Annotated in this window: 21 protein-coding genes; 13 read left to right on the forward strand and 8 right to left on the reverse strand. The window is 63.6% G+C overall.

The features are described from left to right. Positions 1-528 precede the first annotated feature (528 nt). The 4 genes from ACFMO7_RS11605 to ACFMO7_RS11620 all read left to right on the forward strand — a co-directional run bounded on the left by ACFMO7_RS11605 (position 529) and on the right by ACFMO7_RS11620 (position 4,303). Complete coding sequence (locus tag ACFMO7_RS11605) at positions 529-888, forward strand: TraR/DksA family transcriptional regulator (RefSeq protein WP_376795642.1); 360 nt, start codon at positions 529-531, stop codon at positions 886-888. Between the two features lie 341 nt (positions 889-1,229). Then, the gene (gene lspA / locus ACFMO7_RS11610) at positions 1,230-1,868 is read left to right on the forward strand and encodes a signal peptidase II (protein ID WP_376795643.1); all 639 of its coding nucleotides are present in this window, start codon (positions 1,230-1,232) and stop codon (positions 1,866-1,868) included. A 37-nt stretch (positions 1,869-1,905) separates the two neighbouring features. Next, entirely contained in the window at positions 1,906-2,868 is a 963-nt protein-coding gene (locus ACFMO7_RS11615) for an RluA family pseudouridine synthase (RefSeq protein ID WP_376795644.1), read from the forward strand. Positions 2,869-3,433: 565 nt separating this feature from the next. Further along, entirely contained in the window at positions 3,434-4,303 is an 870-nt protein-coding gene (locus ACFMO7_RS11620; RefSeq protein WP_376795645.1) for a hypothetical protein, read from the forward strand. Positions 4,304-4,793: 490 nt separating this feature from the next. On the opposite strand, the gene ACFMO7_RS11625 is transcribed toward ACFMO7_RS11620, so the two are convergent. Beyond that, positions 4,794-5,159 (reverse strand): HU family DNA-binding protein, encoded by a 366-nt coding sequence (locus ACFMO7_RS11625; protein ID WP_052889087.1) that lies wholly within the window; start codon positions 5,157-5,159, stop codon positions 4,794-4,796. Between the two features lie 296 nt (positions 5,160-5,455). On the opposite strand from ACFMO7_RS11625, the gene ACFMO7_RS11630 reads away from it, so the two are divergent. The 5 genes from ACFMO7_RS11630 (at position 5,456) to ACFMO7_RS11650 (ending at position 10,309) form a co-directional block, all read left to right on the forward strand. Continuing rightward, positions 5,456-6,166, forward strand: a complete 711-nt coding sequence (locus ACFMO7_RS11630) for a GntR family transcriptional regulator (RefSeq protein ID WP_376795646.1) — start codon at positions 5,456-5,458, stop codon at positions 6,164-6,166. Positions 6,167-6,171: 5 nt separating this feature from the next. Then, positions 6,172-7,194, forward strand: coding sequence for an ADP-ribosylglycohydrolase family protein (locus tag ACFMO7_RS11635; RefSeq protein ID WP_376795647.1), 1,023 nt, complete (start codon positions 6,172-6,174; stop codon positions 7,192-7,194). Then, positions 7,191-8,675, forward strand: a complete 1,485-nt coding sequence (locus ACFMO7_RS11640) for a purine-cytosine permease family protein (RefSeq protein ID WP_376795648.1) — start codon at positions 7,191-7,193, stop codon at positions 8,673-8,675. Before ACFMO7_RS11635 ends, ACFMO7_RS11640 begins: the two co-directional genes overlap by 4 nt. Continuing rightward, positions 8,672-9,646, forward strand: coding sequence for a PfkB family carbohydrate kinase (locus ACFMO7_RS11645; protein ID WP_376795649.1), 975 nt, complete (start codon positions 8,672-8,674; stop codon positions 9,644-9,646). Before ACFMO7_RS11640 ends, ACFMO7_RS11645 begins: the two co-directional genes overlap by 4 nt. A 186-nt stretch (positions 9,647-9,832) precedes the next feature. Further along, positions 9,833-10,309: an Hsp20/alpha crystallin family protein gene (locus ACFMO7_RS11650; protein WP_376795650.1), complete on the forward strand. Its 477-nt coding sequence runs from the start codon at positions 9,833-9,835 to the stop codon at positions 10,307-10,309. A 219-nt stretch (positions 10,310-10,528) separates the two neighbouring features. Here ACFMO7_RS11650 and ACFMO7_RS11655 read toward each other — a convergent pair whose 3' ends face one another. Together ACFMO7_RS11655 and ACFMO7_RS11660 are read right to left on the reverse strand one after the other, a co-directional pair. Then, the gene (locus ACFMO7_RS11655) at positions 10,529-11,116 is read right to left on the reverse strand and encodes a hypothetical protein (protein WP_376795651.1); all 588 of its coding nucleotides are present in this window, start codon (positions 11,114-11,116) and stop codon (positions 10,529-10,531) included. Positions 11,117-11,213: 97 nt separating this feature from the next. Next, positions 11,214-12,389 carry a tyrosine-type recombinase/integrase gene (locus ACFMO7_RS11660; protein ID WP_376795652.1) on the reverse strand — a complete coding sequence of 392 codons (1,176 nt, stop codon included), beginning with the start codon at positions 12,387-12,389 and terminating at the stop codon, positions 11,214-11,216. A gap of 1,059 nt (positions 12,390-13,448) precedes the next feature. Between ACFMO7_RS11660 and ACFMO7_RS11665 the strand changes: the two genes are divergently transcribed. The 3 genes from ACFMO7_RS11665 to ACFMO7_RS11675 all read left to right on the forward strand — a co-directional run bounded on the left by ACFMO7_RS11665 (position 13,449) and on the right by ACFMO7_RS11675 (position 15,446). After that, entirely contained in the window at positions 13,449-14,432 is a 984-nt protein-coding gene (locus ACFMO7_RS11665; RefSeq protein ID WP_376795653.1) for an aldo/keto reductase, read from the forward strand. After that, positions 14,401-14,649 (forward strand): hypothetical protein, encoded by a 249-nt coding sequence (locus ACFMO7_RS11670; RefSeq protein WP_376795654.1) that lies wholly within the window; start codon positions 14,401-14,403, stop codon positions 14,647-14,649. Before ACFMO7_RS11665 ends, ACFMO7_RS11670 begins: the two co-directional genes overlap by 32 nt. Positions 14,650-15,074: 425 nt before the next feature. Continuing rightward, positions 15,075-15,446: a zinc ribbon domain-containing protein gene (locus ACFMO7_RS11675; RefSeq protein WP_376795655.1), complete on the forward strand. Its 372-nt coding sequence runs from the start codon at positions 15,075-15,077 to the stop codon at positions 15,444-15,446. Here the strand turns inward: ACFMO7_RS11675 and ACFMO7_RS11680 are convergent. The 5 genes from ACFMO7_RS11680 to ACFMO7_RS11700 all read right to left on the reverse strand — a co-directional run bounded on the left by ACFMO7_RS11680 (position 15,363) and on the right by ACFMO7_RS11700 (position 23,204). After that, on the reverse strand, positions 15,363-16,250 hold the full coding sequence (locus ACFMO7_RS11680) for a sulfurtransferase (RefSeq protein WP_376795656.1): 888 nt from the start codon (positions 16,248-16,250) through the stop codon (positions 15,363-15,365). The genes ACFMO7_RS11675 and ACFMO7_RS11680 overlap by 84 nt on opposite strands. A gap of 24 nt (positions 16,251-16,274) precedes the next feature. Then, on the reverse strand, positions 16,275-16,817 hold the full coding sequence (locus tag ACFMO7_RS11685) for a DUF6391 domain-containing protein (RefSeq protein WP_376795657.1): 543 nt from the start codon (positions 16,815-16,817) through the stop codon (positions 16,275-16,277). 87 nt (positions 16,818-16,904) lie between these two features. Then, on the reverse strand, positions 16,905-18,383 hold the full coding sequence (locus tag ACFMO7_RS11690) for a protein kinase (protein ID WP_376795658.1): 1,479 nt from the start codon (positions 18,381-18,383) through the stop codon (positions 16,905-16,907). Positions 18,384-18,728: 345 nt separating this feature from the next. Next, complete coding sequence (gene odhB, locus ACFMO7_RS11695) at positions 18,729-20,123, reverse strand: 2-oxoglutarate dehydrogenase complex dihydrolipoyllysine-residue succinyltransferase (RefSeq protein ID WP_376795659.1); 1,395 nt, start codon at positions 20,121-20,123, stop codon at positions 18,729-18,731. Positions 20,124-20,348: 225 nt separating this feature from the next. Next, on the reverse strand, positions 20,349-23,204 hold the full coding sequence (locus tag ACFMO7_RS11700; RefSeq protein WP_376795660.1) for a 2-oxoglutarate dehydrogenase E1 component: 2,856 nt from the start codon (positions 23,202-23,204) through the stop codon (positions 20,349-20,351). A 678-nt stretch (positions 23,205-23,882) separates the two neighbouring features. Here ACFMO7_RS11700 and ACFMO7_RS11705 point away from each other — a divergent pair. After that, positions 23,883-24,644: an alanyl-tRNA editing protein gene (locus ACFMO7_RS11705; RefSeq protein ID WP_376795661.1), complete on the forward strand. Its 762-nt coding sequence runs from the start codon at positions 23,883-23,885 to the stop codon at positions 24,642-24,644. Positions 24,645-24,796: the final 152 nt, after the last annotated feature.

The following is a 24,796-nucleotide window of genomic DNA, read 5'->3' on the forward strand; positions in this document are numbered from 1 at the left end:
ATGTACAATTTGAGGACATGTGAGCAGCTGTGGAGTCCAGCGGGTCGCTCCCAGCGTCTCTTTCTGGCAGGCTTGCCTGGACTGTGGCAGGAGCGGCAGGCATCAAGACAGACGTCGGGTTGAAGCCTCAGCGGAAAGAATGTGATCAGCAGGAGCAAGCGCTGGTTGGTCAGATGGGGCCTCACCCGGCGCGCGCCACCGCCGACCCCTGTCGGCGTGTATGCTTGCGCTCAATCATCTGCGACGGGACGGGGGAGCATGTCGCGACAGCCCCCTCGGCCCAGGCCCGTGATTCTTAGAAGGAAGAAAGAAGGCCATCGACGCAGGGGCCAGCCACTCGTTAGATCTGCTGCAAGGTGAAGAGGCGACCGGCCAGGACCAACAGCCGGAGGCGGCGGGGAAAAGAAAAGGCAGGGTGGGCCAGGTCGGGGGTCTCGCCGTTTATCGGCCGGCTTGTCTGTCAGTGAGCCGGCGGGCGGGCGGTGGCTGGTTCCCAGGGCGTGGCACGATCACAAAGGAGGCCAAGTCATGAGCATCGACCTGGCAAGGATGAAGGCACTGCTAGAGGCGAAACGCGACGAGCTGCGGGCAGATATTGCCCAGTTGACTGCTCCTCCCAGCTCAGCGGAGCCGCTGCCTCAAGATAACGAGGACTCGGCAACCGAGATTCAGACCTATCAGCAGGAGCAGTCGATTCTCGAGAACGAGCAGGCGCTGCTGGCGGAAGTCGAGGCGGCCCTGGCGCGCATTGAGGAGGGAACCTATGGGCTGTGTGTGAGCTGCGGACGCCCCATTCCTGAGAAGCGGCTGGAGGCCATTCCCTGGGCAGCCCGTGACGTGCAGTGTGAATCGCAGCGCCAGGCTGGCCGCGAGAGCTTTGCCGGCTAGCGAGCGGTTGGCGTCGCCCACACACCGTAGCGGCCAGCTTCGACTATCCAGAGGAGATAGCCATCTGCTCCGCATGAGAGAGAAAGAACAGAGCGGTCCGCTGCGCCCTGTGCGGGGGCAAGCAAGCCGGCTGGCGGGCCGCTCACTTTTCAAGCCGGAAAAAATCGGCTACAATACAATAGCCCTCACGGACCAGGAGAGGCCAATGCAGGGGGGCTGGCAGAAGAACGGCCCGGTCCAGACTGGTCCTCTTGCAAGACGGGGGCAGAGGTGAAGAGGGTGGCCAGAAAGAGCGAAGCTCCCGGAAGCTGGAGCGCAAGAGAAAGGAAGAGCGAAGAGCAGTGAGCGCGCGTCGCGCACGCCTCTACGATTTGCTGGCCCTGCTGGTGATAGTACTGGTCGTCAGCCTCGATCAGTGGACCAAGGAACTGGTGGTCAGCTATCTGAGTCCGCCCGACAGTGGGCGCATCGTCCCGCTGCTGGGTGATTATCTTTCCCTCTATTACACCCGCAATAGCGGAGCGGCCTTTGGCTTGTTTGCCAATAGCGTGGTACTGGCAGGGCTGATCGCCGTCGCTGTGGCAGTAGTGATTACCCTCTACCTGCGCGGCTTGAACTCGGGACCGCTGAGCTACAAGCTGATCTTTGGCCTGATCATGGGCGGAGCGGTCGGTAACCTCATCGATCGTCTCCGGCATGGAGGATACGTGGTCGACTTTATCCTCTTTCGCATCCCCCAGATCGGCTTTCGCTTTGCGGTCTTCAACCTGGCCGATGCCGCCATCTCAGTTGGGGTGGTCCTGCTGCTTCTGCTGATGCTTGTTGGCGCTCTGCCGCATGCCTCGGGGGCTGCAGACCTGGCGGCAGGCCAGAAGAAAAGGCCCGAGGGGAAGGCGCCCCGAGAGCAGACAGGACAGGCAGCTCCCTCGCCTGCTCTCCAGCCAGGCAAGCCGCCGGCTAACCCTCATCGCCAAAACTGAGGACTCAACGCGCAGAGAAGAGAGCAAAGGAAGGAGTATGGCGGCCTCCGAGTCCAGATTATATCGTTACCAGCCAGAGGCGGAAGTACGCCGCTACCAGGTCGGTCCCGAAGAGGCCGGCCAGCGGCTGGATCGCTACGTGCAGCAGCAACTGGCTTCGCTCTCGCGAACAGCAGTACAGCGCCTGATCGAGGAGGGAGCGGTGCTGGTCAACGGTGAGCGTGAGAAAGCGGGCTATGCCCTGCGTGCTGGCGAGATCGTCGAGATTCTCTGGCAGTTGCCCCAGCGCGTGACCGAAGTGGCTCCGCGCGCGCTCCCCCTGGAGATTCTCTACGAAGACGATGATTTGCTGGTGGTCAATAAGGCCGCTGGCATGGTGGTGCATCCCGCACCTGGCCACGAAGAGGATACGCTGGTGAACGCCTTGCTGGCCTATCGCCCGCAGCTGCGTGAGGTCGGCAGCGGAGAGCGTCCCGGTCTGGTGCACCGTCTGGACAAGGATACCTCGGGTCTGCTCCTGGTGGCCAAGCATCAGCAGGCCCTGACGGCCCTGGCCGAAATGATGCAGCGGCGCCAGATCCACAAGCGCTATCTGGCCCTGGTGGTAGGCCAGGTGCCGCTGGACCAGGGCACTATCGAAGCTCCCATCGGGCGTGACCCGCGCAACCGCCAGCTCATGACGGTCACAGCCCATCACAGCCGCGAGGCTCGGACGCATTTCCGCGTCGTGCGCCGCTTTGCCCGGCACACGCTCCTGTCGGTAGAGCCAGAGACGGGCCGGACCCATCAGATTCGGGTACACCTCAAGGCCATCGGCTACCCTGTGGCGGGCGACCCTGTCTACGGACGCAGCGGCCATCGCCTGCCAGGTCTGACGCGCCAGTTTCTGCACGCCGCACAGCTTGTCTTCCCCCATCCGATCACGGGGACAACCCTGAAGCTGGAGGCTCCCCTCCCCACCGATCTGCAGGCTGTCCTGGCCCGAGAAGAGCTGCTCTAGGGAGCGCTCGGCCCGCTTGCCGAGCGACCGCGCGCCCCCTTGGTCCGTTCCCGCGAAGTTGCTTATAGGCCCCTGGCAAAAACCAGGGGGGCATGCTACACTATGCTCAGCAAAGGGAACCCGGCTTCCCCCAGCCCGAGGAAAAGGATTGGGGAAGTCGGCCAGGCTGGTACGTTCTGCGCTGCTCAGAGAGCAGCTCCCTATCCTTCGTTTCACCCATGCCTGAACCGATGACTTCCAACGGCCAGTCCTCGCTGTCGCTGGCGGCGCTCACTGCGAGCAGCCAATCAGCGAGGTAGCTTGATCAGATCGGCCCATCGAACCGATGAGTCACAGACAGCATTAGCGTTGCTCTTCCTCCCGTCGACTGTTGGTAGGACTCCCTTCTTGTCTCCCTTGACTAGAACTTATGTTCTATGTTACTCTGGCAGAAGAAGGTTCAAAGGGACGACAGAGGGAAGCAGAAGAGTGCTCCGACCGCTGTCACTATTTCTGAGCGAGGCCCTGCCCCGTGCAGAGCCAACGTCACTGAGAGACTGACGCTTGACGAAAGGAGAACCAGGCCATGCCTGTACTTGAAGCAACCGACAGGCTCACTCCGAAGAGCGCTCTGCGTCATCGTCCTCTGCCACCAGAGAGCGGATCGGAGCGGGGAACAGGGGCGACGGGATCGGTGGGGCCAGTAACACAGCGGGCGTCGCGTCAACGTCCATCGCAGGCCGATGTAGCTGTCGAGGAGATCAGCGAATGGAAGCGGGTCGAGGCCGGAAGCGGCGGCCAGGCTGGACCCAAGCGCTCCTCCCGGGGACGAGGGCGCAGCACAACTGGCGAATCGACACCTCTGAGCGCGGATCCCATAGCCGCGAGTGCCCCCGCGCAGCAGCAGAGTCAGCAGACAGGGACAGCGCCGTCGCGAGAAAGAAAGGCCCACACCGCACAACAGCCCCAGGCGCGTCGCTGGCTCCAGGCCCACCCGCTTCTTTATCTTGGGCTGGGCATGCTCTGCATGCTCCTGCTCTGGTGCCTCTTGCTGCCCGTGATCTCCTGGGGCCGGACAACCCTCGATGATCTGCGCTACGGACGTCCAAGAACCTTCCAGACGGACGCCTTTGTCGGCCATAACGAGGCGGCTGGTCTCCCCAGCCACTTCATCGCCCTTAATCTGAACGGCCACATCGAGATTATCGAGCTTCCAGGAGGGGATCCATCCCACGCTCGCATCTACAGTGGCCCCCAGCTTTATGACCCTGACGCCGATCTGATACCGGTGACGCTGAGCTTCGCCGACGTCAACGGTGATCACAGACCAGATATGATCGTGCATTTCCAGAGCACGCGCCTGGTCTTCATCAACGACGGTAGCTCCTTCCGTCCGCTGCGACCCGACGAGCGACCTGCGGTGCTCCGCTACCTGGAGCGGCATCCCAATCTCTAAGGGCCGGGATGAGAGGCGGGCTGAGTTGAGCTGAGCTGAGCCCAGGCTGGCTGGAGCGGCAGGGGAAAGCAGGGATGCGTGGTCGGTCACCGGCTCCTTTCGAGGATCGTAGAGCCGGCAGCCCGCGACTGCCTGCCGGATTGCCTGGGCCTTGAGACAGATGAGGCCGGCGGGAAGCCTGCTGAATAAGCCTCCCGCCGGCCTCTTGGCCTGACTCGGTGTGGCCAGATCTGCACGTCACAGCTCACGTGGGTTGTACCGGCAGCCAGTCGGCTACTGCGAAACCGGACTCGCCAACTCGTTGACAGCGACAGATTCACCAACAGAGTGAGGGACGGCCTCGCTCCCTGCGCAACCGGCCTGGCGGCCGCCGATGGGTTGGTTGCCCGAGAGCGGGCAATCGCCGATAGGTGGGGTGGCCTCTCCCAACGGCAGGGACAGGGCAGGCGGAGCAAGGCCAGCGAAGCCGCGGGAGAGGAGGGAGAGCGAGTTAGTGGTGCCGCCGCTCTCCCTGCCGCTCGCTCTCCCCATGCGCTCGTCCTTGCTGTCCCCTGGCCGCCTGAGCCAGGACAGCCCCCACGGAGAAGCCGACTCGTTTACGCGCGGGAATGGTAATCTGCTGCCCTCCACGGATCGATTTGACCTTGCGCGGAGCAACGGTGCGCAGGCTCCAGGTGCCAAAGCCCATCAGACGGACCTCATGCCCCCGGGCCAGCTCCTCGCGCACAACTTCGGTGAAAGCGTCGATGACTTTGCCCGTCTCCTTGAGGCTGAGGCCGGCCCTGGCCGCCGTCTGATGGATCAGCTCGTCCTTGCCAATGACACTGTGGTGCTTTTCAGACGAGACAGTGGTCATAGCAGTTATTCCCTCCTTGTGCTAACGGAATGGCGCTGCTGAAGGCCGCTGCGCCGCAGGGCGCCCCTTCACAACGCTTCTTGATGCAACACACGTTCCCGGTTCCGGTGAGCGTCTTCGGTCTCTCAGCGGCTCACCATGCTGCCGCATTATGTATGGGAATGGTGTTACCATCCATTTCCACTATACAGAGCCTCACCAAATACTGCGGGAGAAAGCTCCTAGCACTCCCCTTGACATACTAGACAGGATCGGCTAAACTTGTCTACAAGATGTCTAGACAGAATAGAGCTTATTTGCAAATCAGCGCAACCCTTGAGGAAGAGATCCGCAGTGGACGTCTGCCGACGGGGCAGCGGCTCCCGGGTGAGTATGAGCTGGCCCGGCGCTTTGGAGTGAGTCGGATGACCGTACGACAGGCCCTGGCGGAGCTAGCGCGTAAAGAGCTGATTGAGACGCGAGCCGGCTCGGGCAGCTACATTACCTTTGATCACCGACCCCTGGATTGGAGCCAGGGCTGGTCAAGAGCGCTCATGCGTCAGGGGGCGCAGGTCACGACGCGCGTGCTCTACTTTGGGGCGGTAGTCGAACCCGAGCTACGGGAGCGCCTGCAGGTGGAGGCCGAGCGCTTCATTGCCCTCGACCGCCTGCGCCTGCTGGAGGGGCGTGTGCCGATCTCGCTAGAGCGCAGCCGCATTCCCCTGACCGAGCGGACGCAGGCCCTGTTGGACACAGATTTTGCCCATGAGTCGCTGATGGAGGCGCTGACAGGCCGCCTGGGACTGATTCCGGCTACTGGAGAGGAATGGGTTGAGGTAACCCGCCTGCGTACCGAGGAGGCTCGTCTGTTAGGGAGAGCGATCGGAGAAGCCTTCCTGTTGAGCCGGCGCGTGACCCGCGATCGCGGGGGGGGGCTGATCGAGCATGTGACCAGCCTGCTGGACCCTTCCCATTTTCGCCTCTACATGACCTTTGATTTGAGCCTGAACGAGCGACAGCGGAGGTAGCAGTCATGCAGAAAGAAATGCTGCGCCGGGCCCAGGGGGCCTTGCTGGGGTTAGCCATTGGCGATGCCCTCGGGATGCCGACCCAGATGCTGCCACGCTCTCTGGTGGCCCAGCTCTTTCCAGCCCTGGAAGGCTTTGAAGCTGGGCCTCAGCAGAACGCTATCAGCGCCGGCCAGCCGGCGGGCCGTGTGACCGATGACACTCAGCAGGCCCTGTTGGTGGCCCGCCTGTTGGTCGAGGAGAAAGGCCGTGTGCCCAGCGATCGCTTTGTGCAAGAGCTGCTGCGTTGGGCCGAGCAGGCGGAGGCCGATGGCAGCGAGCAGCTTGGGCCGTCGTCGCGGCGGGCCTTGGAGGCGGTCCGGCGAGGGGAGGCACCCGAGGAGGCGGGCCGACGCGGCGATACGAACGGCGCGGCGATGCGCATCGCTCCGGTGGGGATTGCAGTGCCGCTGGAGCCGGTGGAGCGCTTTCTGGAATGCATAGAGGAGGTCTGTCGTCCAACCCACTTCACTGGTCTGGCCATCGCGGGCGCGGCGGCGGTGGCGGCGGTGGTGAGCGCCGGTCTGGAAGGAGCTACCTTCGCTGAGGCCCTCGGTGAGGGGCTGCGCCTGGCTCGCCTGGGCCAGGCGCGGGGCGCTTATGTGGCGGGGGCTTCCGTGGCCGAACGTCTGATCTGGGCCGTGGACCTGGTCAGCCAGCTAGATGAGGAGAGCGCACAGGACGCCATTGTTGATCTGATTGGCACGGGGGTGGCAACACAGGAGGCAGTGCCGGCGGCTTTCGCCCTGGCGGCGCGCTGGCAGGCTGATCCCTGGCGGGCCTGTCTCATCGCCGCTCGCCTGGGAGGTGACAGCGATACGATCGCCGCCCTGGTCGGGGCAATGCTTGGGGCCTGCTCGGGCCTGGAGGTCTTCCCAGAGGAGGCACGCACCACGGTGGTGCAGGTCAATGCTTTAGACGTCGATGGGCTGGTCAGCGAGCTGCTGGCTCTGCGGACCCGCCTGCAACAAGAGGAGGTACGCCTGTGAGCGTGCGACAACAGCAACAGCCGGAAGCTGATCGTCCCTGGGCCATCGAGCTACATGGGATCGAGCCGATTGGGGACGATGAGCGTCACGGAGCGCCCACTGAACTGTTTTGGGTCTGGTTCGCCGCCAATATTGGTATCCTGGGTATCGTCTACGGGGGCATTCTGACTGCTGCCGGGCTGAATCTCTGGCAGAGTCTGCTGGTGGCTGTGGTTGGCTCGGCTGGCTCCTTCGTGCTGGTCGGGGTGCTCAGTGTGGCTGGTAAGTGGGGCGGGGCCCCCATGTTGACGCTCTCGCGCGCTCCCTTTGGCTCGCGCGGCAATCTGGGGCCGACGCTGATCAGTTGGATCAGCCTGGTCGGCTGGGAGACGGTGACGGTCATTACAGCGGCTTATGCTCTGCTTGGGCTGTTGGCCTTGCTTGGGCTTCCTGCAACCCCCGTCTGGACGCTGGTGAGCCTGGTAGTGGTGGCGCTGCTGGTGGTAGTCTTTGGCCTGCTTGGTCATGCGACGCTGGTGTGGATTCAGCGCGCGGCGACCTGGATCTTCGGCCTGCTCACGCTGGTCGTGGTCTTGTTCCTGCTGGCAAAGACGGACTGGGCGAAGATCCTGGCGGCCCCTCCCGGTCCCTGGGATAGTGGAGTGCTGGCTACACTGAGTATTGTCATCGCGGGCACGGGGATCGGCTGGGCCAATGCCGGGGCCGATTATACCCGCTATTTGCCGCGTAGGGCCAGCGGCTGGGCAATCGTTGGTTGGACGGTGTTGGGGGCCACGCTCCCGCTGGTGGTGCTGATCATGACGGGGGTCTTTCTGTCGAGCCGCTTGCCCAATCTGACGAGCGCTACCAATCCAATTACGGCCATTGGGCAGGAGCTGCCCGCCTGGATGGCGGCCCCCTACCTGCTGACGGCGGTCGGCGGCTTGATCGCCTCGGCGGATCTGTCGATCTATTCCTCGGGACTGAATCTTCTGGCCCTGGGGGTGCGGCTGGAGCGCTACAAAACGGTGTTGATCGATGGGGTGTTGATGGTGGCCGGGGCTGCCTATGTGATGCTGGTGGCTCAAGATTTCTTTGGGCCGTTTGAGAGCTTCTTGCAGTTGCTCTCGGATGGTTTGACGGCCTGGGCGGCGGTCTTTTTAGTGGATATGCTCCTGCGCCGCGGCTACGAGGCGCGCGGCCTGGTGGAAACGGGGCCGGGGAGTCGCTACTATTATCGGGCAGGAATCAACTGGCGGGCCGTGGTAGCCTGGCTGCTGGGGATTGTCGTAGGACTCTTGTTCACGGTCTCGCCCTGGTTCACGGGTCCGCTGGCACGCGGGATTTTCGCTTCTAGTAGCCTGGGCTATCTGTTGGGCTTTGTGGTGAGCGCGCTTGTCTACTGGCTGCTTGCTTTGATAGGCAGCAGGAGCGCCGCGTTGGCGGTGGACGCTGGCGGCGAGCTGGTCTCAGAGCTGCCTGGAGAGAAGGGGTCGGTATGAGTGAGCTACGATTGCGCCCGAAGCGCCTGGTGCTGGTGGGCAGCGTCCTGGTCGATCTGCTGCTCTATGTGGAGCGCCTGCCCGAGCGCGGCGGCGATCTGTTGGCGCAGCGCTCGCTGCAGGCGGTGGGAGGCGGCTTCAATGTCCTGCTCGGGGCCTGGCGCCTCGGGCTGCCGGCGGCCTATGCGGGCCGCATTGGAGATGGGCCCATGGGCAGCCTGGTACGGGCCGAGCTGGAAGCGGCCGGCATTCCAGGTCTGCTGCCGCCGGTGAGGGGACGGGACACCGGCTTCGATATTGGGCTGGTCGAGCCGGATGGAGAGCGCACCTTTGTGACAGCCCCGGGAGTGGAGGCCGAGCTGAGCCTGGAGGAGCTGGCACCGCTGGCGCTACAGGAGGGCGATGCGGTCTATGTCTCGGGCTACGATCTCTGCTATCCAGTCTCGGGAGCAGCTCTGGAGGCCTGGCTGCCCCAGTTGCCTTCCGGCTGTCTGCTTGTCCTCGATCCGGGTCCCCTGGTCGCCTCGATCTCGGCGGCGCGGCTGGAGCGAGTGCTGAGTCGGGTAGATGTGCTGAGTCTGAATGCGCGCGAGCTGCGGCTGCTGAGCGGCGAGGAGGAGCCGGCCCGGGGAGCAGCCCAGCTGCGCGAGCGTCTGGCTCCCCAGGGAATTGTGGTGGCGCGAGTGGGGGCCGAGGGCTGTTGGCTGGCGACTGGCGAGGGGGAGGCGCCGCGCCACGTTGTGGCCAGGCCAGCGCGAGTGGTAGTGGATACGACAGGGGCGGGCGATGCTCACGTGGCGGCCTTCCTGGCCGCTTTAGCGGCTGGCAAATGTCTGAGTGAGGCCGCCTACGAGGCGAATGTGGCCGCCTCGCTGGCGGTTGAACGCGCCGGACCAGCGACAACACCAACACGAGCGGAACTGCAGGCGGCCTTGAAGGAAGAGGTCAATCTGAGGGGGGAATGGGAATAAAGTCCTCCCCCCTGGTGGTTGTTTCTGGGTGGAAACGGGAGAGAGGACGAGCGGCAGAGGTTGCCCGGCGGTTCGGACGATGAGCCGGGGTGAGCGACCTCGCCGCCCGTCGAAGCTGGTTGGTAGGAACAGTTGGTTTCAGGGCCGTTTGCTCTCTGGTCATTTCGGCAGAGGGAGGTGAGCGCCATGACGGTCATGACGCGCTTTGATCCGCTGCATGAGATGATCAGCCTGCGCGAAGCGCTGAGCCGGCTGTTTGAACAGAGCGTTGTTCGTCCACTGTGGCGTGTGGAGGGTGAGCCTCGTCCAGAACTGCCGCTGGATGTCTATGAGAGCGGGCAGGGCTATGTGATCAGGGCTTGGGTGCCCGGGGTCAAGCCGGAGGATATCGGGCTTGAGGTTCGGGACCAGAGCCTGCAGATCCGCGTCTGCTATCCGCCGGCGGTGCAGGAAGGACAGCAGGTCAACTGGCTGCTGCATGAGATCGGCAGCGGTACCTGCGAGCGGGTGGTGACCTTCGAGCGCCCGATCGACGCGGAGAAGGTCGAGGCCCACTACGAACATGGGGTTCTGACCATCACGGTGCCCGTGGCTGAGGGGAGCCTGCCCAGGCGAATCAGCGTCACCGCTGCTGCGGCTGAGCGGCAGGCGGTGACGGCCTGAGAAGGGCTTCCCGCTGCTTCCTTCGCCCGGAGGCTCCGGCCCTACGCCGCAGCTTGCCCCATGGCGATGAGCTGGTGCAGGCTGTGGCTTTCCTCGCTGTGCCTTCGGCGGGCACCTGTTCAGGCGGGCCCTGCGGTCCGCAGCCCGCGCCTCAGCCTCACCCCTCACGCTCGGTCACCCTTTCTGTTCGAGCGTGCTGCGCGGGTCGGCGGTTGCCGGCTACGCCAGGTGCTGGAGGACGAGCGTGAGCAGCCTCGTCGGATTCTCTTCGAAGAGGACCGGCGAGGCTGTTTTTTTGCGCAGACGGGGATACCAGGCGGGTAGCTCGTCGGCCAGGCCACCGCTGCCGATCAGGACGCCGATGGGTTTCCCTTCGTAGATGAGGTTCGTAAATTCGTTGAGGGTGCCCCAGCCACCGCTGATGATGATGCCGGCGTCGCTGTTCACTGTGGAGATCACGTTGCGATATTTGAGGCGGGCACCCCAGTCGCGCTCGGGCGTTGCCGGGACGAGTCCGAAGAGGTCCTGGTAGCCCGGGGGGACATAGATGAGGCGGCGGTAGATACCAGCGTCGTCCTGGGGATAGGCCTGGCGGTGCTCGTCAAGGTTGAGCGCTGGGGTGAAGCCCCAGATTTCGGCCCCGTGTTCGAAGGCCGCTCGGGCAACAGCATAGGGCATGCCGCTGCAGGCGCCGGTGATGACGATGCAATGGCGCTCGGCCAGGGCCTGCCCTAGCTCTTGGGCCAGGGTCAGCGCCCGTTCGCTCTCGACGATGTTGGAGCCGTAGACACCAATTTTGAAAGGCATGGCTGGCTTCTCCTCTTTTGGCTCTGCCGCTCAAGGGACTGTTCCGTTCTCTGCACTCTGTATCGCTCTTCCCTGACTTCCTCTTCCGGTTCCTATTTTAGTCTTCCTGCTCGCGAGAGGGAAGCAGGCCCTCGTTGGCGATCTCGGAGGCGACGTAGTAGCGCAGCACCATGACGGGCGAGTTCCAGCCTCCAGCTTGCTGAAGCTGGGCCAGATTGCGCTGGCGACGGGCGTGATAGGTGGCCCAATAGTGGCGACAATCGTGAGGCGAGAGGCGATCGATACCAAGCTGGTTGCCAAGGTCTTCGAGCAGGTACTCAACCAGGCGCGTGCTGATGTGACGTCCTTTGTAGCCCGGGAACAGGTAGCGCTCTCCGGCGACGTCGGGCAGATAGGCGCGTAGGGCTTGCAGGCAGTCAACGGACAGGCGATGAGTCTGCTCCTTGTCCACTTTTTCGCGGTAGAAGTGCAGCAGACCCCGGCTGAGCTGGATGTCCTTTACCTGGAGTGCGACAAGCTCGCCGACGCGCAGGCCCAGGTCGAGCAGGAGACAGAGGATGACGCGCGCTCGCCGCCCCTGGGGAGTGTGAGGGTCATGGCAGCGCTTGAGCCAGGCCACTTGCTCTTCGGTTAAGGAGTTCGGCTCGGCTTTTTTGGCTCCCCGCCTTGTGATGGGGCGCCGACGGTCGAGGTGACGCCCCTCCTTGTGGCGATACCCCTGGACACGGCTGATGCGGTAAAGCTCTTCCTGCGAGAGGAAACCGGCCTCTGCAGCCAGCCGACAGTAGCGCTTGACGGTGGAGAGGCGCACGTTGATGGTCTGAATGGCGTAGCCCTGCCGTTCCATCCAGGAGACAAAGAGCTGGACGAGGCCGGCACTGACGAAACGCCAGGTGGCCGCTTCCAGAAAGAGAGCCTGAGTCAGGGTGACGACATCCGTCTGCAGGGAGACCCCAGTTACCTGGGCCCCAGCCTCCAGACAGAAGGTGGCAAAGGCTTTGAGGTCCCAAAGCTGGCGGAGACGTGTGTTATGCGCCTGACGGCGATGGTAGCGCGCGAAAGCCTCGTGTTGGGCATAGAGGTCGGCCAGGTCGGCAATGCGCCGTAGCAGATCAAGGTCCTCGCTGGCAATGATCAGGCTCGACCCTGCCTGCTGTGGCCCCAGCTCTTGTTCGCGTATGACCGCTGCCAGTGCGGGCTGCGCTGGCGGGAGCAATGCCGCGGTCTTCCGGCTCGCGCTCGTGCGATGAGGGGAGGCTCTCTTACTGCTCATATATTCTTCTAAAATATATTTTTGCCTTTATATAAGTATAAAGCATTGGGAGAGGGTTTGTCAAGGGCAGCCTCTGGGAGAAGGAAGCGGCAATGGGGAAGGAGTTGGCTACGTCGAGGAAATTGATAGAGGGGATGGTCACAGGGGCAATTGAAAAAGATGGTTGCCCGGAAACACCGCCTGGAAGGCTCCCCTCGCTTCCTGGAAGGACTGTGAGGTGCCTCAGGCCTCTTTGTCTTATAGTCTGCTCTCCGTTTTTGCAAGCCGGCTACTGCCGGCTGCGCTCGCTGGCTGCTCTCGTCAGTCCTTTGCGGCTCGTGACCCTTCCAGAGAGCCTGGCATGCCTTCTGGGTGAGGCGGTCGAGAGGGGCCTCCACGAGAGAGTGCAGACCCCTTGAAGGGAGCGAGAAGGGCCGCAGCGTTGAGGGACGCGAGCGCTCGCCATAGGAGAGCACTGCAAGAGACCGCCGTGCAGAGACAAGGCAGGCAGAGACGAGACAGCTCAGCGGTGGCGGTCTCGCAGCGGCTGGCTGGAGACGAGCTGGCTTCCTCATCTCGTGATCGGACCTGTTCAACAAAGCTCAACCTCCTGGCGAAGCCTGCGCCAGACAGGCCGCCGTCCGATACTGGCGGAACCAATGAATTTCGTATTTCTATGAATAATACGAAATTCACAGCGGCGGGCGAATCCTCCCTCGTCTTCCTCTCCGAGCCACTTTTCCTGGCAATGCTCTGCTCGAGGCGCCAGCCTCTCCGTTCAAAGCCAAGGGGCGAAGCGCTCCCGCACGCTGCGCTTGTGGCCCTGCGCTCTCTCCCGGCCACCCCCGGGGCCGACTGTGAGGGCCGTCATTTTTTGAGAGAATCGGCCAATGATCGGCCAGGATCGTCCTACGTGCCTGGCCAACGGTAAGACTATACTCTCCAGTGAAAGAATCACCCCAGCCGGAGAGCCAGAGACAGGGCGCTGCCTTGCCACCTGTGCAGAGGCAGCCTGCCCCTCCCCAGGCCCCTCTGCTCGCTGCATAGGTGTTCAAGAACTAAATATAAAGAGAGGTAGCAATGCAATATACACGACTCGGTCGCACAGGACTGGAGGTTTCACGTATCTGCCTCGGCTGCATGAGCTTCGGCGATGCCACCCGCTGGATCCATCAGTGGGTTCTTGATGAGGAGCAGAGTCGCCAGATCATCAAGAAAGCACTTGACCTGGGAATCAACTTTTTCGACACTGCTAACGTCTATTCGCTCGGGGCCAGTGAAGAGATCGTTGGGCGCGCCCTCAAAGATTTTGCCCGGCGCGACGAAGTCGTCATTGCGACCAAAGTCTTCTTCGGCATGCGCGAAGGCCCCAACGGGGCCGGCCTCTCGCGCAAAGCCATTCTCTCGGAAGTCGACCACAGCCTCAAGCGACTGGGAACAGACTACATCGACCTCTACCAGATCCATCGCTGGGACTACCAGACGCCCATTGAAGAGACCCTAGAGGCCCTTAATGACGTCGTCAGGGCCGGCAAAGTGCGCTACATCGGGGCCTCATCCATGTATGCCTGGCAATTTCAGAGGGCGCTCTACGTAGCCGAGAAACACGGCTGGAGCCGCTTTGTCTCTATGCAGAATCACCTCAATCTCATCTATCGCGAGGAAGAGCGCGAGATGCTTCCACTCTGCCGCCAGGAAGGCATCGGAGTCATCCCCTACAGCCCCCTGGCCTCCGGCCGGCTGGCCCGCGAGCGCTCTACCGAGGGGACCCTGCGAGCAGAGACCGACCAGATTGCCAGGCTCAAGTACGATGCCACGGCTGCCGCTGATCAGCAGATCATCGATCGCCTGGGAGAGGTAGCTCATCGGCGGGCCGTTCCCCGGGCCCAGATCGCCCTGGCCTGGCTGCTACAGAAAGACCCGGTGACCGCCCCAATCGTCGGAGCCACCAAAGTTCGTCAGCTGGAAGAGGCTGTAGGGGCCCTCGATGTGCAGCTCAGCGCCGAAGAAGTGGCCTATCTAGAGGAGCCGTATGTGCCGCACCGCATGGTGGGACCGGAGTAAGCCACCTCGCTCTGCCTCACGTCAGCCCGAGCTGCTCTGTCCGATAGACCCACAGGCAGAGCAGCTCGGAACGGGCCTCTCGCCCTCAGAGGCCAGCCAGCGCCTCAGCCAGCCGCCCCAGGCCAAGAGCATCGAGCCTCGCGTAGTCACCGAGCGCCAGGGACCGCTCGTGGGGCAGCTCACCCTCACGCTGGCTCGCGGTGCTGGATTCCCCTAACGGAGAGTTCCGAGGCTGCCAATGTGGCCAGAAGTGATCTCAACGAGACAAAGAGTGCTCATGGCGGTCGACAGCGGCCAGCGGGTGCGTGCTGTGAACAGGAAAGCGGGGCAGGTCCCCTCACCGGATCACCACGCCGCTGGCGTGCCTGCAGCGCAGGCTGGCGGCTCGCCTGGCGCAGCACCGGGACCGACGCGCAGTGTTCGGCGGGTGCTTACATGGCTTCGCCATCGGCAACGGCACCGCTCTCAGACTGACAGACTGACGCGCAGACCAAGGGGAAGCGCCTCGTAGCATGGACCCCTCCGCAGACAGTCCCGGCTCTCGAACGGTTGCAGGTCCTTCCGCTGCAGAACGAGCGACTCCCGGGGAGGGCCTGGGGGCGACGGCTCGCGCTGTGGCAAGGGAGACTGCTCTGGCGCTGGGTGGAGCAACAGGTCCACGAGCGAGGGCGGCGCGTAGTGGAGGGTGGCCCGGCCTGTAGCAGTCAGCGCTGTGCCCGCTGTGGGCGATGGGGAACCCGTCGCCGACATGCCTTCACCTGTCCCTGTGGAGCCGAGGGATATGCCGATAGCAAAGCAGCCCGGCCCAGTCTCGGACGTGCAGCCTGGACTGCCTTGTGGGGCAGGAGGCGGCTGTCAATCAGCCCTGGAGCCCGGGCCGATCAGGCAGGCTGCGGGCAAGCTCCCGGCTGGAGCCGGAAGTCGGTGACCCTAGACCTCCGTTGGGAGATCGGGACGGACCCCCCATTCATTCCAGGAGCCATCGTAGTTCGTCAGATGAGGATAGCCCAGTAAGGCCAGGCTAAAGAGCACCACCGTTGCCGCCACGCCGCCGTTGCAATAGGCGATCACTCGCTCCTCCGGACGCACGCCAGCGCGCGCAAAGACAGCCGCCAGTTCCTCATTGCTGCGGAACTGCCCCGTCTGAGGATCGACCAGCTCCTCGCGTGGGATATTGATCGCCCCCGGAATATGGCCCGCGCGGCCCGGACGGCGAACCACCTGCCCGCTATACTGGCCCAGGTCGCGAGCATCGATCAGCCGGACGCCGGCCTGGTTCAGGGCCGCCAGTACCTCTTCAGCCGTAGCCCGCAGCTCAGGTTGCACGCGCGCAGTAAAGACCGCTGGCGCGAAGCGTGGCACCTCCGTCGTCACAGGACGACCCTCGCGCACCCAGCGTGGGAAACCTCCATTCAGCACCCGCACCTCACGGTGCCCATAGTAGGTCAGTGCCCACCACAGCCGCGTAGCAAACTGCGAGGCCGGATGAGCATCGTAGGCCACCACCAGATGCTCATCCCCAATGCCCAGACGTCCCAGGACCTCGGCGAAGCGCTCCGGCGGAGCCACTTGCGCCTTCACCTCGCTATCGGGATCGACAATATCGCTCGTCCAGTCCAGGTAAAGCGCCCCAGGGATATGCCCCTGCTCATACTCTGCCCGCGCCCCCTCATACACCGCCTCCTGTTCGCCAGGCCCGCAGTCCACTGTCCGGACATAGCCACGCATATCCACAATGCGCAGCGCCGGATCATCCAGGTGCTCCTCCAGCCAGGCCGGCTCGACCAGCAAGCGCTCGCGCTCTGCGCTCGTCGTCATCGCAACACCTCCCCCACTCATCTGTCACCAGGAGAACAGATGGGCGGCCTCGGGATTCTCTGTACTCACAAAATGCGCCGGCGTTCCCAGCACCTCGAAGCGCTTCACCCCAGTGATGCGCATCGACTCCGACGGAGTCTGGGTTGTCAGATAGCGCTGGACCGTCAAACCCAAGGGCCGTGCCACCACCAGCGCCGCCGTTGTGGCCAGCACCACATTATTAAAAGTATTGAACGGGCGCCGCATGCGCGCCACGGTCATCGCCGACAGTCCACTCAGCAGGCCAGCTACCGCCAGATTGGTGCCGCAGCGCTCATGGACCGCCAACTCTGGCTGTGTCGTGCGCAGCAGATGCAGCGCCTCCTCCGCCGCTGGCAGCACCTCCTCCGTCGGCACATCCCCAAACACCGCAAAGCCCAAAGCCGATGAAATCCCCGAGAAACGGACCTCCGGGAACTTGCGGCTCAGCAGCACGATCGTGGCATGCTCCAAAGCATGGTTCTGACGGACAGCCCTGCCCAGCAACAACTGCTGCAGCGCCGCATTCAACGGATTCAAAGAAGCCATCGCCTGTCACCCTTTCCGGGCCAGAAAGCGTCTGAGCGGCCACCAGATTGGCCACCCGACGCCCCCGCCTTGCTATAGCAACCGCTCCTACTTATAAACTATATGAAAGATCAAACGTTCATCGCCGAACTGGATCAGATCGCCGTCGCGCAAGACCGTTTGCTGAATGCGCTCACCATTCACCAGGGTACCATTGGCGCTCTGGAGATCCTCCAGGTACCACAGACCGTTATCGAACCACAGCCGGGCATGGCGGCGCGAGACCGTGCGACCGGCGATAATAAAATCGTTCCCATTGGTACGCCCGATTGTCGTCACATCCTGATGGAAGCGGAAAGAGCGACCAGCGAGCGGTCCGCTTTGCAGTGTCAGGCTCGCCAGCACGACCCGTCCCTGGGGGTCGACATAGCGATCCTTAGCCGCCTTCCGGTCGGCCAACTCATAGCCGCACGTTGTACAGAACAGGCGCGTACTGGGATTCGGGGTACCGCAGCGGAAGCAAGAGAGCGTCACTGTTGGGTGTGAGGCCGCGCTCCCCCCGCTTCCCAGCGTAGCGGGTCCCGCGACGAAGGGAGAAGAGGGCGAGCCTCGCGGGGGAGCCGCGCCGCCTGCCTGGGGAGAGAGCAAGGTTGCAGAGCTGGAGGACGAAGAGCCGAGCGGTGCACGCCAGAGCCGCGGTGCAGACAGCCCTGTCGCGCTCAAGGCCGCTGCCAGGGCTTCCACCATCTCCTCAATCGACTGATAGCGATCGGCAGGCGCCTTGGCCGCCATCTTAACCACCACGCGCTCGATGGCCGCCGGCACCCCTGCCAGACGGAGAGGTTCCAGCGGTAGCGGCTCCTGTAAGTGCTTGAGCGTTACGCTGACCGGATTCTCCGCCGTGAAAGGGACCCGTCCCGTCAGACATTCAAAGAAGACGATTCCCAGCGAATAGATGTCGCTGCGCTGGTCAACGGCCTGGCCCGTGCCCTGCTCTGGGGACATATACTGCGGCGTTCCAATACCGACCCCAGCCCGCGTCAGGTGCGTCGTGCCTTCCAGGATCTTGGCGATCCCAAAATCGGAGAGCAAGAGATGGCCATCGCGACGTAGCAACATATTGCTCGGCTTGACATCGCGGTGCACGATATTATGGCTATGGGCACAACGCAGCCCCTCTGCTGCCTGCAGCAGAAAATCGACGGCCTCCATTAAGGACAGCGAGCGGCTCTTGAGGCGCTCTCGCAGCGTGCCGCCATCGACATACTCCATCACAATGTAGGTGATTTTATCCTGCTCGCCGAAGTCGTGGATCTGGACGATATGGGGATTGACCAGCTTGGCGATCGAGCGGGCCTCCTGCTCAAAGCGCTTCACGAAGACCTGGTCATGGGCGTAGCGCGCAGGAAGAACCTTGATGGCCACATAGCGATCGAGGGTCGGTTGATAGGCCTTAAAAACAGCGGCCATGCCGCCCGCGCCGAGTGGCTCTACAATACGGAAATTGCCCAAGGATCGCCCAACGAGGGCCTGGAGATCATCGGCGTGTCCCTTCTGCCGAGCGTAGGGATTCTCTGGTGGTTGCATAGCCGGCTCATTTCCTTGATTCCTGCCATCAGTCGAAGGACGCCAGAGTATTCCCTCTCCCCCGCTTCCCAATCAGTCAGCCTCGTCCACTCCCATCCCGCCCGAACCATCTGAAGCTCAAGGCGGCCCGAGCGCCGTCCTCCCATTCCCTGGCCAGGATGGGAGGGCCTGCCGGGCGCGGACAGCACAGCCTTGATTATCGCCTAACAGGCCGTCCCTGTCAATCGAAGCAAACGACCTGTCCACCGCGGCGATCAGCCTCTGCTCGGCCCGACCCGGCCCGGCCCAACTCGACCCCTCCAGTCGCTATCCATCTCCTGCCGCGCGACGCCGTAGCTGTCCTCCCTAGCCTTCCAGCAGGAGCCGCTCCGGATCTTCCAGCAGCTCCTTGACGCGCACCAGGAACTGCACCGCCTCCCGGCCATCGACCACGCGATGGTCATAGGAGAGCGCCACGTACATCATAGGACGCACCACCACCTGGCCATCGACCACCACCGGACGCTCCTGGACCTTATGCATCCCCAGGATGCCAACCTGAGGCCCGTTGAGAATAGGCGTCGAGAGCAGCGAGCCGAAGACTCCACCATTCGTAATGGTGAAGGTCCCTCCCTGCAAATCGGCCAGCGTCAGCTCGTTGCTGCGCGCCCGCCGCGCCAGCTCCGCGATTTCTCGCTCGATCTCAACGAAGCTCTTGCGGTCGGCATCGCGCACCACCGGCACAACCAGACCCTCATCTGTACTGACGGCGATCCCAATGTCATAGTAATGCTTGACCAGCAGCTCGCGCCCCTGTAGCTCCGCATTCAGATAGGGGAAGGCCTTGAGCGCGCCGACCACAGCCTTCGTGAAGAAGGACATGAAGCCGAGCGAGATGCCATAGCGCTGCTTGAACTCCTCGCGATGGCGGGCCCGCACCGCCAGAATAGCGCTCATGTCGACCTCGTTGAAGGTGGTCAGCATGGCAGCCGTGTGCTGGGCCTCGACCAGGCGTTGGGCAATAGTCAGGCGCCGACGCGAGAGTCGGATGCGTTCCTCACGCCGCGGCTCCGCCGTCAAGATGGGAGGAGGCTCCAAAGCCGGTGGCGCCGAGGGCGCGCCCTCACCTGCCGGCACCGCCGATGGGACCCTGGCCGTCGCGGCTCCATCGCGCGCACTCACCTGGCCCTGTGCCTGAGCCTGGCTCTGCTGGCGGGCCTGTTCCTGCTGCTGTTCGAGATACTGCAAGACGTCATCCTTGGTCACGCGTCCATGAGGGCTGCTGCTCTTGACCTGCGAGAGGTCAATGTTGTACTCGGCGGCAATGCGCCGCGCCAGAGGCGAAGGGGGACGTTGCCCGTCGGCCAGCCGCGAACCCGAGACCGCCGGTGTCGCTCCGCTCTGGGCTTCCGCCGGCTGAACCTGAACCTGGGCCTGATCCCCGCTTGCAGAGGCAACCTGGCGAGAACCGGCTTCGGAGATGGCTTTGCCTCCCGCTTCGCCTTCTGCCCCTCCCCCAAGGGCCCCCTCCTCCAGACGAGCCAGGATCTCTCCGACGGCCACGTCCTCTCCCTCGCGCTTGAGTATCTCCGCCAGCACCCCGTCGTGGTCGGCCACCACCTCAACGCTCACCTTGTCGGTCTCCAGCTCCGCCAGAACTTCCCCCTGACGGACCTGTTCCCCCTCGCGCTTGTGCCAGCGCGCCACCGTGGCCTCGACCACCGATTCTCCCAGGGTGGGCACACGAATATCTATTGTCATTTGCTTGTTCTGCCTTTCCTGCTGCAGTGCTGACTGTCGCTCGCGATGAGTGAAATGCCTTGTTTAGAGGGTAAAAACAGCCGTTCGCGAGCCAGCGCGCAGGCTCTGCCTGGATGAACTGGCTCCTGCCTGGCCTATTATAGCACTGCCAGACCCAGCCTGCCCGAGCTGGCCGCTGGCTCTCGCTATCGGCCCCTGCGCTAGCCTGCCTGGGCCTGCCCTGCCCTAGCGCCGGCGCTTGCCTGCAGGGGTCTCAGAAGGCCACTTCTCCACCAGCAGGCCGGCCTCACCGTGCAAAGCCTCCTCGATCAGGGCGCGCTGCTCGGCCTCGTAGCGGTCCATGAAGCCTGTGGCCGGGCTGGCACTCTCTGGGCGCGCCAGCACTCGCAGCACCGCCCGAGAGGCAGGCAGCGAGGCGAGCAAGGTCTGTAAGCGAGGCGCCATGTAGCTCCAGGCACCCATATTGAGCGGTTCCTCCTGGACCCAGACCAGTTCTTGCAGGGCTGGGTAACCGCTGAGGACCTGTCGCAGCGCCTCCTCGGGCAGGGGATAGAGCTGCTCGAGACGCACCACTGCCACCTCGCTCGCCTGGGCCCGTCGCTCGCTTGCCAGTAGATCGACGGTAATCTTCCCGCTGCCCAACAGCACGCGCCGGATGGTCTCGGCCCGCTGCTGGGCCTCGGCGTCGTCGAGCACCGGCTGAAAGCGCCCCGCGGTCAGCTCCTCCAGACTGGCCGCCGCCAGCGGATGGCGCAACAGGCTTTTGGGAGTCAGCACCACCAGCGGCAGCGGATGACGTTGGAGGCTGTGAGCCTGCTGGCGCAGCAGGTGATAGTATTGGGCCGCCGTTGAGCAGTTGGTCACGCGCCAGTTATTGCCTGCCGATAGCTGCAGGAAGCGCTCCAGGCGGGCGCTGGAATGGTCTGGTCCCTGGCCCTCATAGCCATGGGGCAGCAGTAGCACTACGGACGACTGCTGCCGCCACTTGGCCCGTCCTGACGCGATGAACTGATCGATAATGACCTGGGCCACATTGGCGAAGTCGCCATACTGGGCCTCCCACAGCACCAGGGCCTCGGGGGCATGCACGCTGTAGCCGTACTCGAAGCCCAGGACCGCCGTCTCGGTCAGCGGACTATTATAGATGGCGAAGCTGGCCTGGGCCTGCGAGAGGTGCTGCAGCGGCACATAGCGCTCACCCGTGCGGCTATCGTGCAGCACTGCATGGCGCTGGCTGAAGGTCCCGCGCTCAGAATCCTGGCCGCTCAGGCGGATAGGGATACCATCGGCCAGAATCGAGGCGAAGGCCAGGGCCTCGGCATGGCCCCAATCGATGCTCCCCTGTTCCAGGGCATCGGCGCGGCGCTGCAAGACGCGGGCCAGGCGCTGATGGACCGTGAAGCCCTGAGGCCAGCGCAGCAACTCGCGGTTGAACTGGCGCAGCTGCTCCGCGGAGACCGGGGGAGCCGGCTCCAGCTCGACAGCCAGACCGTTATGTCCATTGCCCCCCAACTGCTCGAAGCGTCGCGGGTCCTCGTCTACCTCCTGCTTTGCCTGCCGGAGGACGGCGAACGCCTCCTCCACCATCTGCTCACACTCCTGGGGCGTTACCAGACGCTGCTCCTGCAAGCGCTGAGCGTACAGCTCGCGCACCGTGGGATGGGTTCGGATCAGCTCGTAGAGCTGCGGCTGTGTGAAGGCTGGCTCGTCGCCCTCGTTGTGGCCCCAGCGGCGGTAGCCCACCAGCTCGATGAGGATGTCCTTATGAAACTCGTCGCGATAGGCATGGGCCAGGCGGATGGCAGTCAGTGCGGCCTCGGGATCATCGGCATTGACGTGGATGATGGGGATGCTAAAGCCCTTGGCCAGATCGCTGGCGAAGAGCGTCGACCGGCTCTCCTGTGGCTCCGTGGTGAAGCCTAGCTGGTTATTAAGGATAATATGGATAGTGCCCCCGACCGAGTAGCCCTGCAGATGCCACAGGTTCAGGGTTTCGGCGACCACGCCCTCGCCGGGGAAAGCCGCGTCACCGTGAATCAGAACCGGCAGCGTTCCATCCAGCTCCTGGCGAGGTGCCCCACCCCGATCGCGGCGCTCCTGGGCCGCGCGCGTCATGCCCTCGACCACCGGGTTGACAAACTCCAAATGGCTGGGATTGGGCGCCAGAATCACCTTGAGGGCCAGCGAGCGCTCTCCCCCCAGCAGATGCTCTGCGCCCAGATGATACTTCACATCGCCGCTCCAGCCGAAGCCGAAGGTATCGGTCAGCGGAACCCCCTCCTCGTGGCGCGTGTGGGCGAATTCCGCCAAAATGGCCTGATAGGACTTGCCCAGGACGTGGGCCAGAACATTCAGGCGCCCACGGTGAGCCATGCCGATGATGACCTCGCGTGTCTCTGACTCCAGAGCGCAGCGGATCAGCTCATCGAGCATCGGCACCAACACATCGCACCCCTCGATCGAGAAGCGCTTCTGACCTGGATAGGTCTGGTGCAGGAAGCGCTCAAAGACCTCAACCTGGGTCAGGCGCTGCAGCAACTGGCGACTGGCCTGGGGACTAAGGCGGCGTTGGAAGAGCTGCAGCCCCACCGCATCGCGCAGCCAGAGGCGCTCATGGGGACTCTTGACCTGGTCGAACTCGTAGCTGATGGTCCCCGAATACATGGCCCGCAGGCGCTCGATGGCCTCCAGGGCATGAGAGGCCCCCTCGGCGGCGTGCCCACCAACCACGCTGGCCGGCAACCGAGCCAGGTCCTCCTTGCTCAGTCCGTAGCTCTCAGGCAGGAGGGCCGGATCGCCCTGCGGAGGGCGTCCAAGGGGATCAAGCCGGGCTGCCAGGTGCCCACGCTCGCGAATGGCATGGGCCAGGGCCGTGGCCGCCACCACCTTCTCTACAGCCAGCGCCGCCCCCTCCGCCCCCTCCAGAGCCGGGGTCTCTCGCTCCTCCACCACCACCGGCTTCCAACGGGCGAAGATGGCGCGCGTCTTCTCATCTACTGCTGAGGGATCAGATCGATAACGTTCATACAGATCTAGCACATAGCCGGCATTTGGTCCATAAAATGTCTGTAAATTATCCATCGGTTTCCTTTATGCGGCTTGACACAGAGTGATGAATATGGCATACTCAACGCGGTAGCCTCTATCCACCGAGAGCGAACACAAGCACACAGTCCAGACGAATGCGAAGAGGGAGCCAGTAGGCCGCAACCCTGGCTACAGAGAGTCCGGGCAAGGTGAGAGCCGGATGCTAAGGAGCGGGCTGAAGATCACTCCTGAGCAGCTAGCAGAACGCGCGAGCGAGTAGAGCTAGCCGGCGCCTCTCCGTTACCAGAGAGGGCCGCCTGTCTCAACCTCTCGATGAACCCGCCCTGGCAGGCCGAATCGCAGCGATCGTCTTTGCCAGAGCGGCGCCTATCAGCCTTTGACGGCAGAGACGAGCAGAAAAAGCTCAGGCGTACCGCGCTGGCCCGATCGGGCCGAGGGCGGGGGACCGACAAATAGTATATCACATCGAGAGAGATGGCGGCATGGAGCGAGTCGCGACGGGTGCCAGATGGGCCAGTTCAGGGCAAAGGGCAGGCCCAGATGACGGGTCTGCCGGCAGGGCGGGCGAAGGTCTGTTTCTCCAGCTCCTGGCTCGTCGGGGTGGGGCTGGCGCCAGGCGGCCAGTCGTGACTAATGCGGGTGGTACCACGGGAAGTCCTCTCGTCCTGCGCGGATGAGAGGTTTTTTTATATGGAGATCGGAGCTTGCAGGATGAAGACGAAGCTGATCTACCTGGAGAATAGCTATACCTTTGAGTGCAGCGCCAAAGTCGTTGCCGCGGAGGGCGATGAGCTGGCCCTCGATGCCACCGTCTTCTATCCGGGCGGCGGCGGCCAAATGGCCGACCGCGGCACGCTCTCCTGGGATCACGGGCGCCAGCAGGCCAGCGTCATGGCTCTACGCAAGCAGGGAGAGATGATCTGGCACCTGCTCGATAGTCCTCCTCCCCCCGTGGGCACCGAGGTCACGGCGCGCATCGACTGGGAGTTCCGTTACCGGATGATGCGCACCCATACGGCCCTCCATCTGCTCTGCGGCGTGATCTGGCAGGAGTTCCACGTGCCCGTGACCGGCGGCCAGATGTACCCAGATCGGGCGCGCATGGATTTCGCCATGGAGGGCCTGACCAAAGAGCGTCTGGCCTTTATCGAGCAGCGGGTCAATGAGGCCATCCAGGCCGACCTGCCGATCCGGGTCTATACGTTGCCGCGTGAGAAAGCCTTTGCCATCCCCGATCTGATCCGTACCCGCACCAACCTGTTGCCCCCTGACCTGGAAGAGGTGCGCATTGTGGAAATCGTCGGCCTCGACCTGCAGGCCGACGGAGGCACCCATGTCCGCCATACCAGGGAGGTTGGCGGCATTCGCATCGTCCGGGCGGAGAACAAGGGTCGCCTCAACAAGCGCCTGGAGATTCAGCTCGTCGACGAGCCGCCAGGCTCCGATCCCGACGCGGAGGCGGCTCTCCCTTGAAACCAGCAAACAGGACTCGGCCCTGCTCGCCCCGCTCGGGGGTCCCGCCCAGGCGGGGAGCGCGCTCAGGGCAGGGTCGCTACACAGGAACAGGCTGCGCTGCGGAAGAGCGGCGCCATCAAGCAAGCCGATAGCCAGGTGGCAGAAAGCAA

This window comes from Thermogemmatispora sp., assembly GCF_042408735.1.
GTDB lineage: Bacteria > Chloroflexota > Ktedonobacteria > Ktedonobacterales > Ktedonobacteraceae > Thermogemmatispora.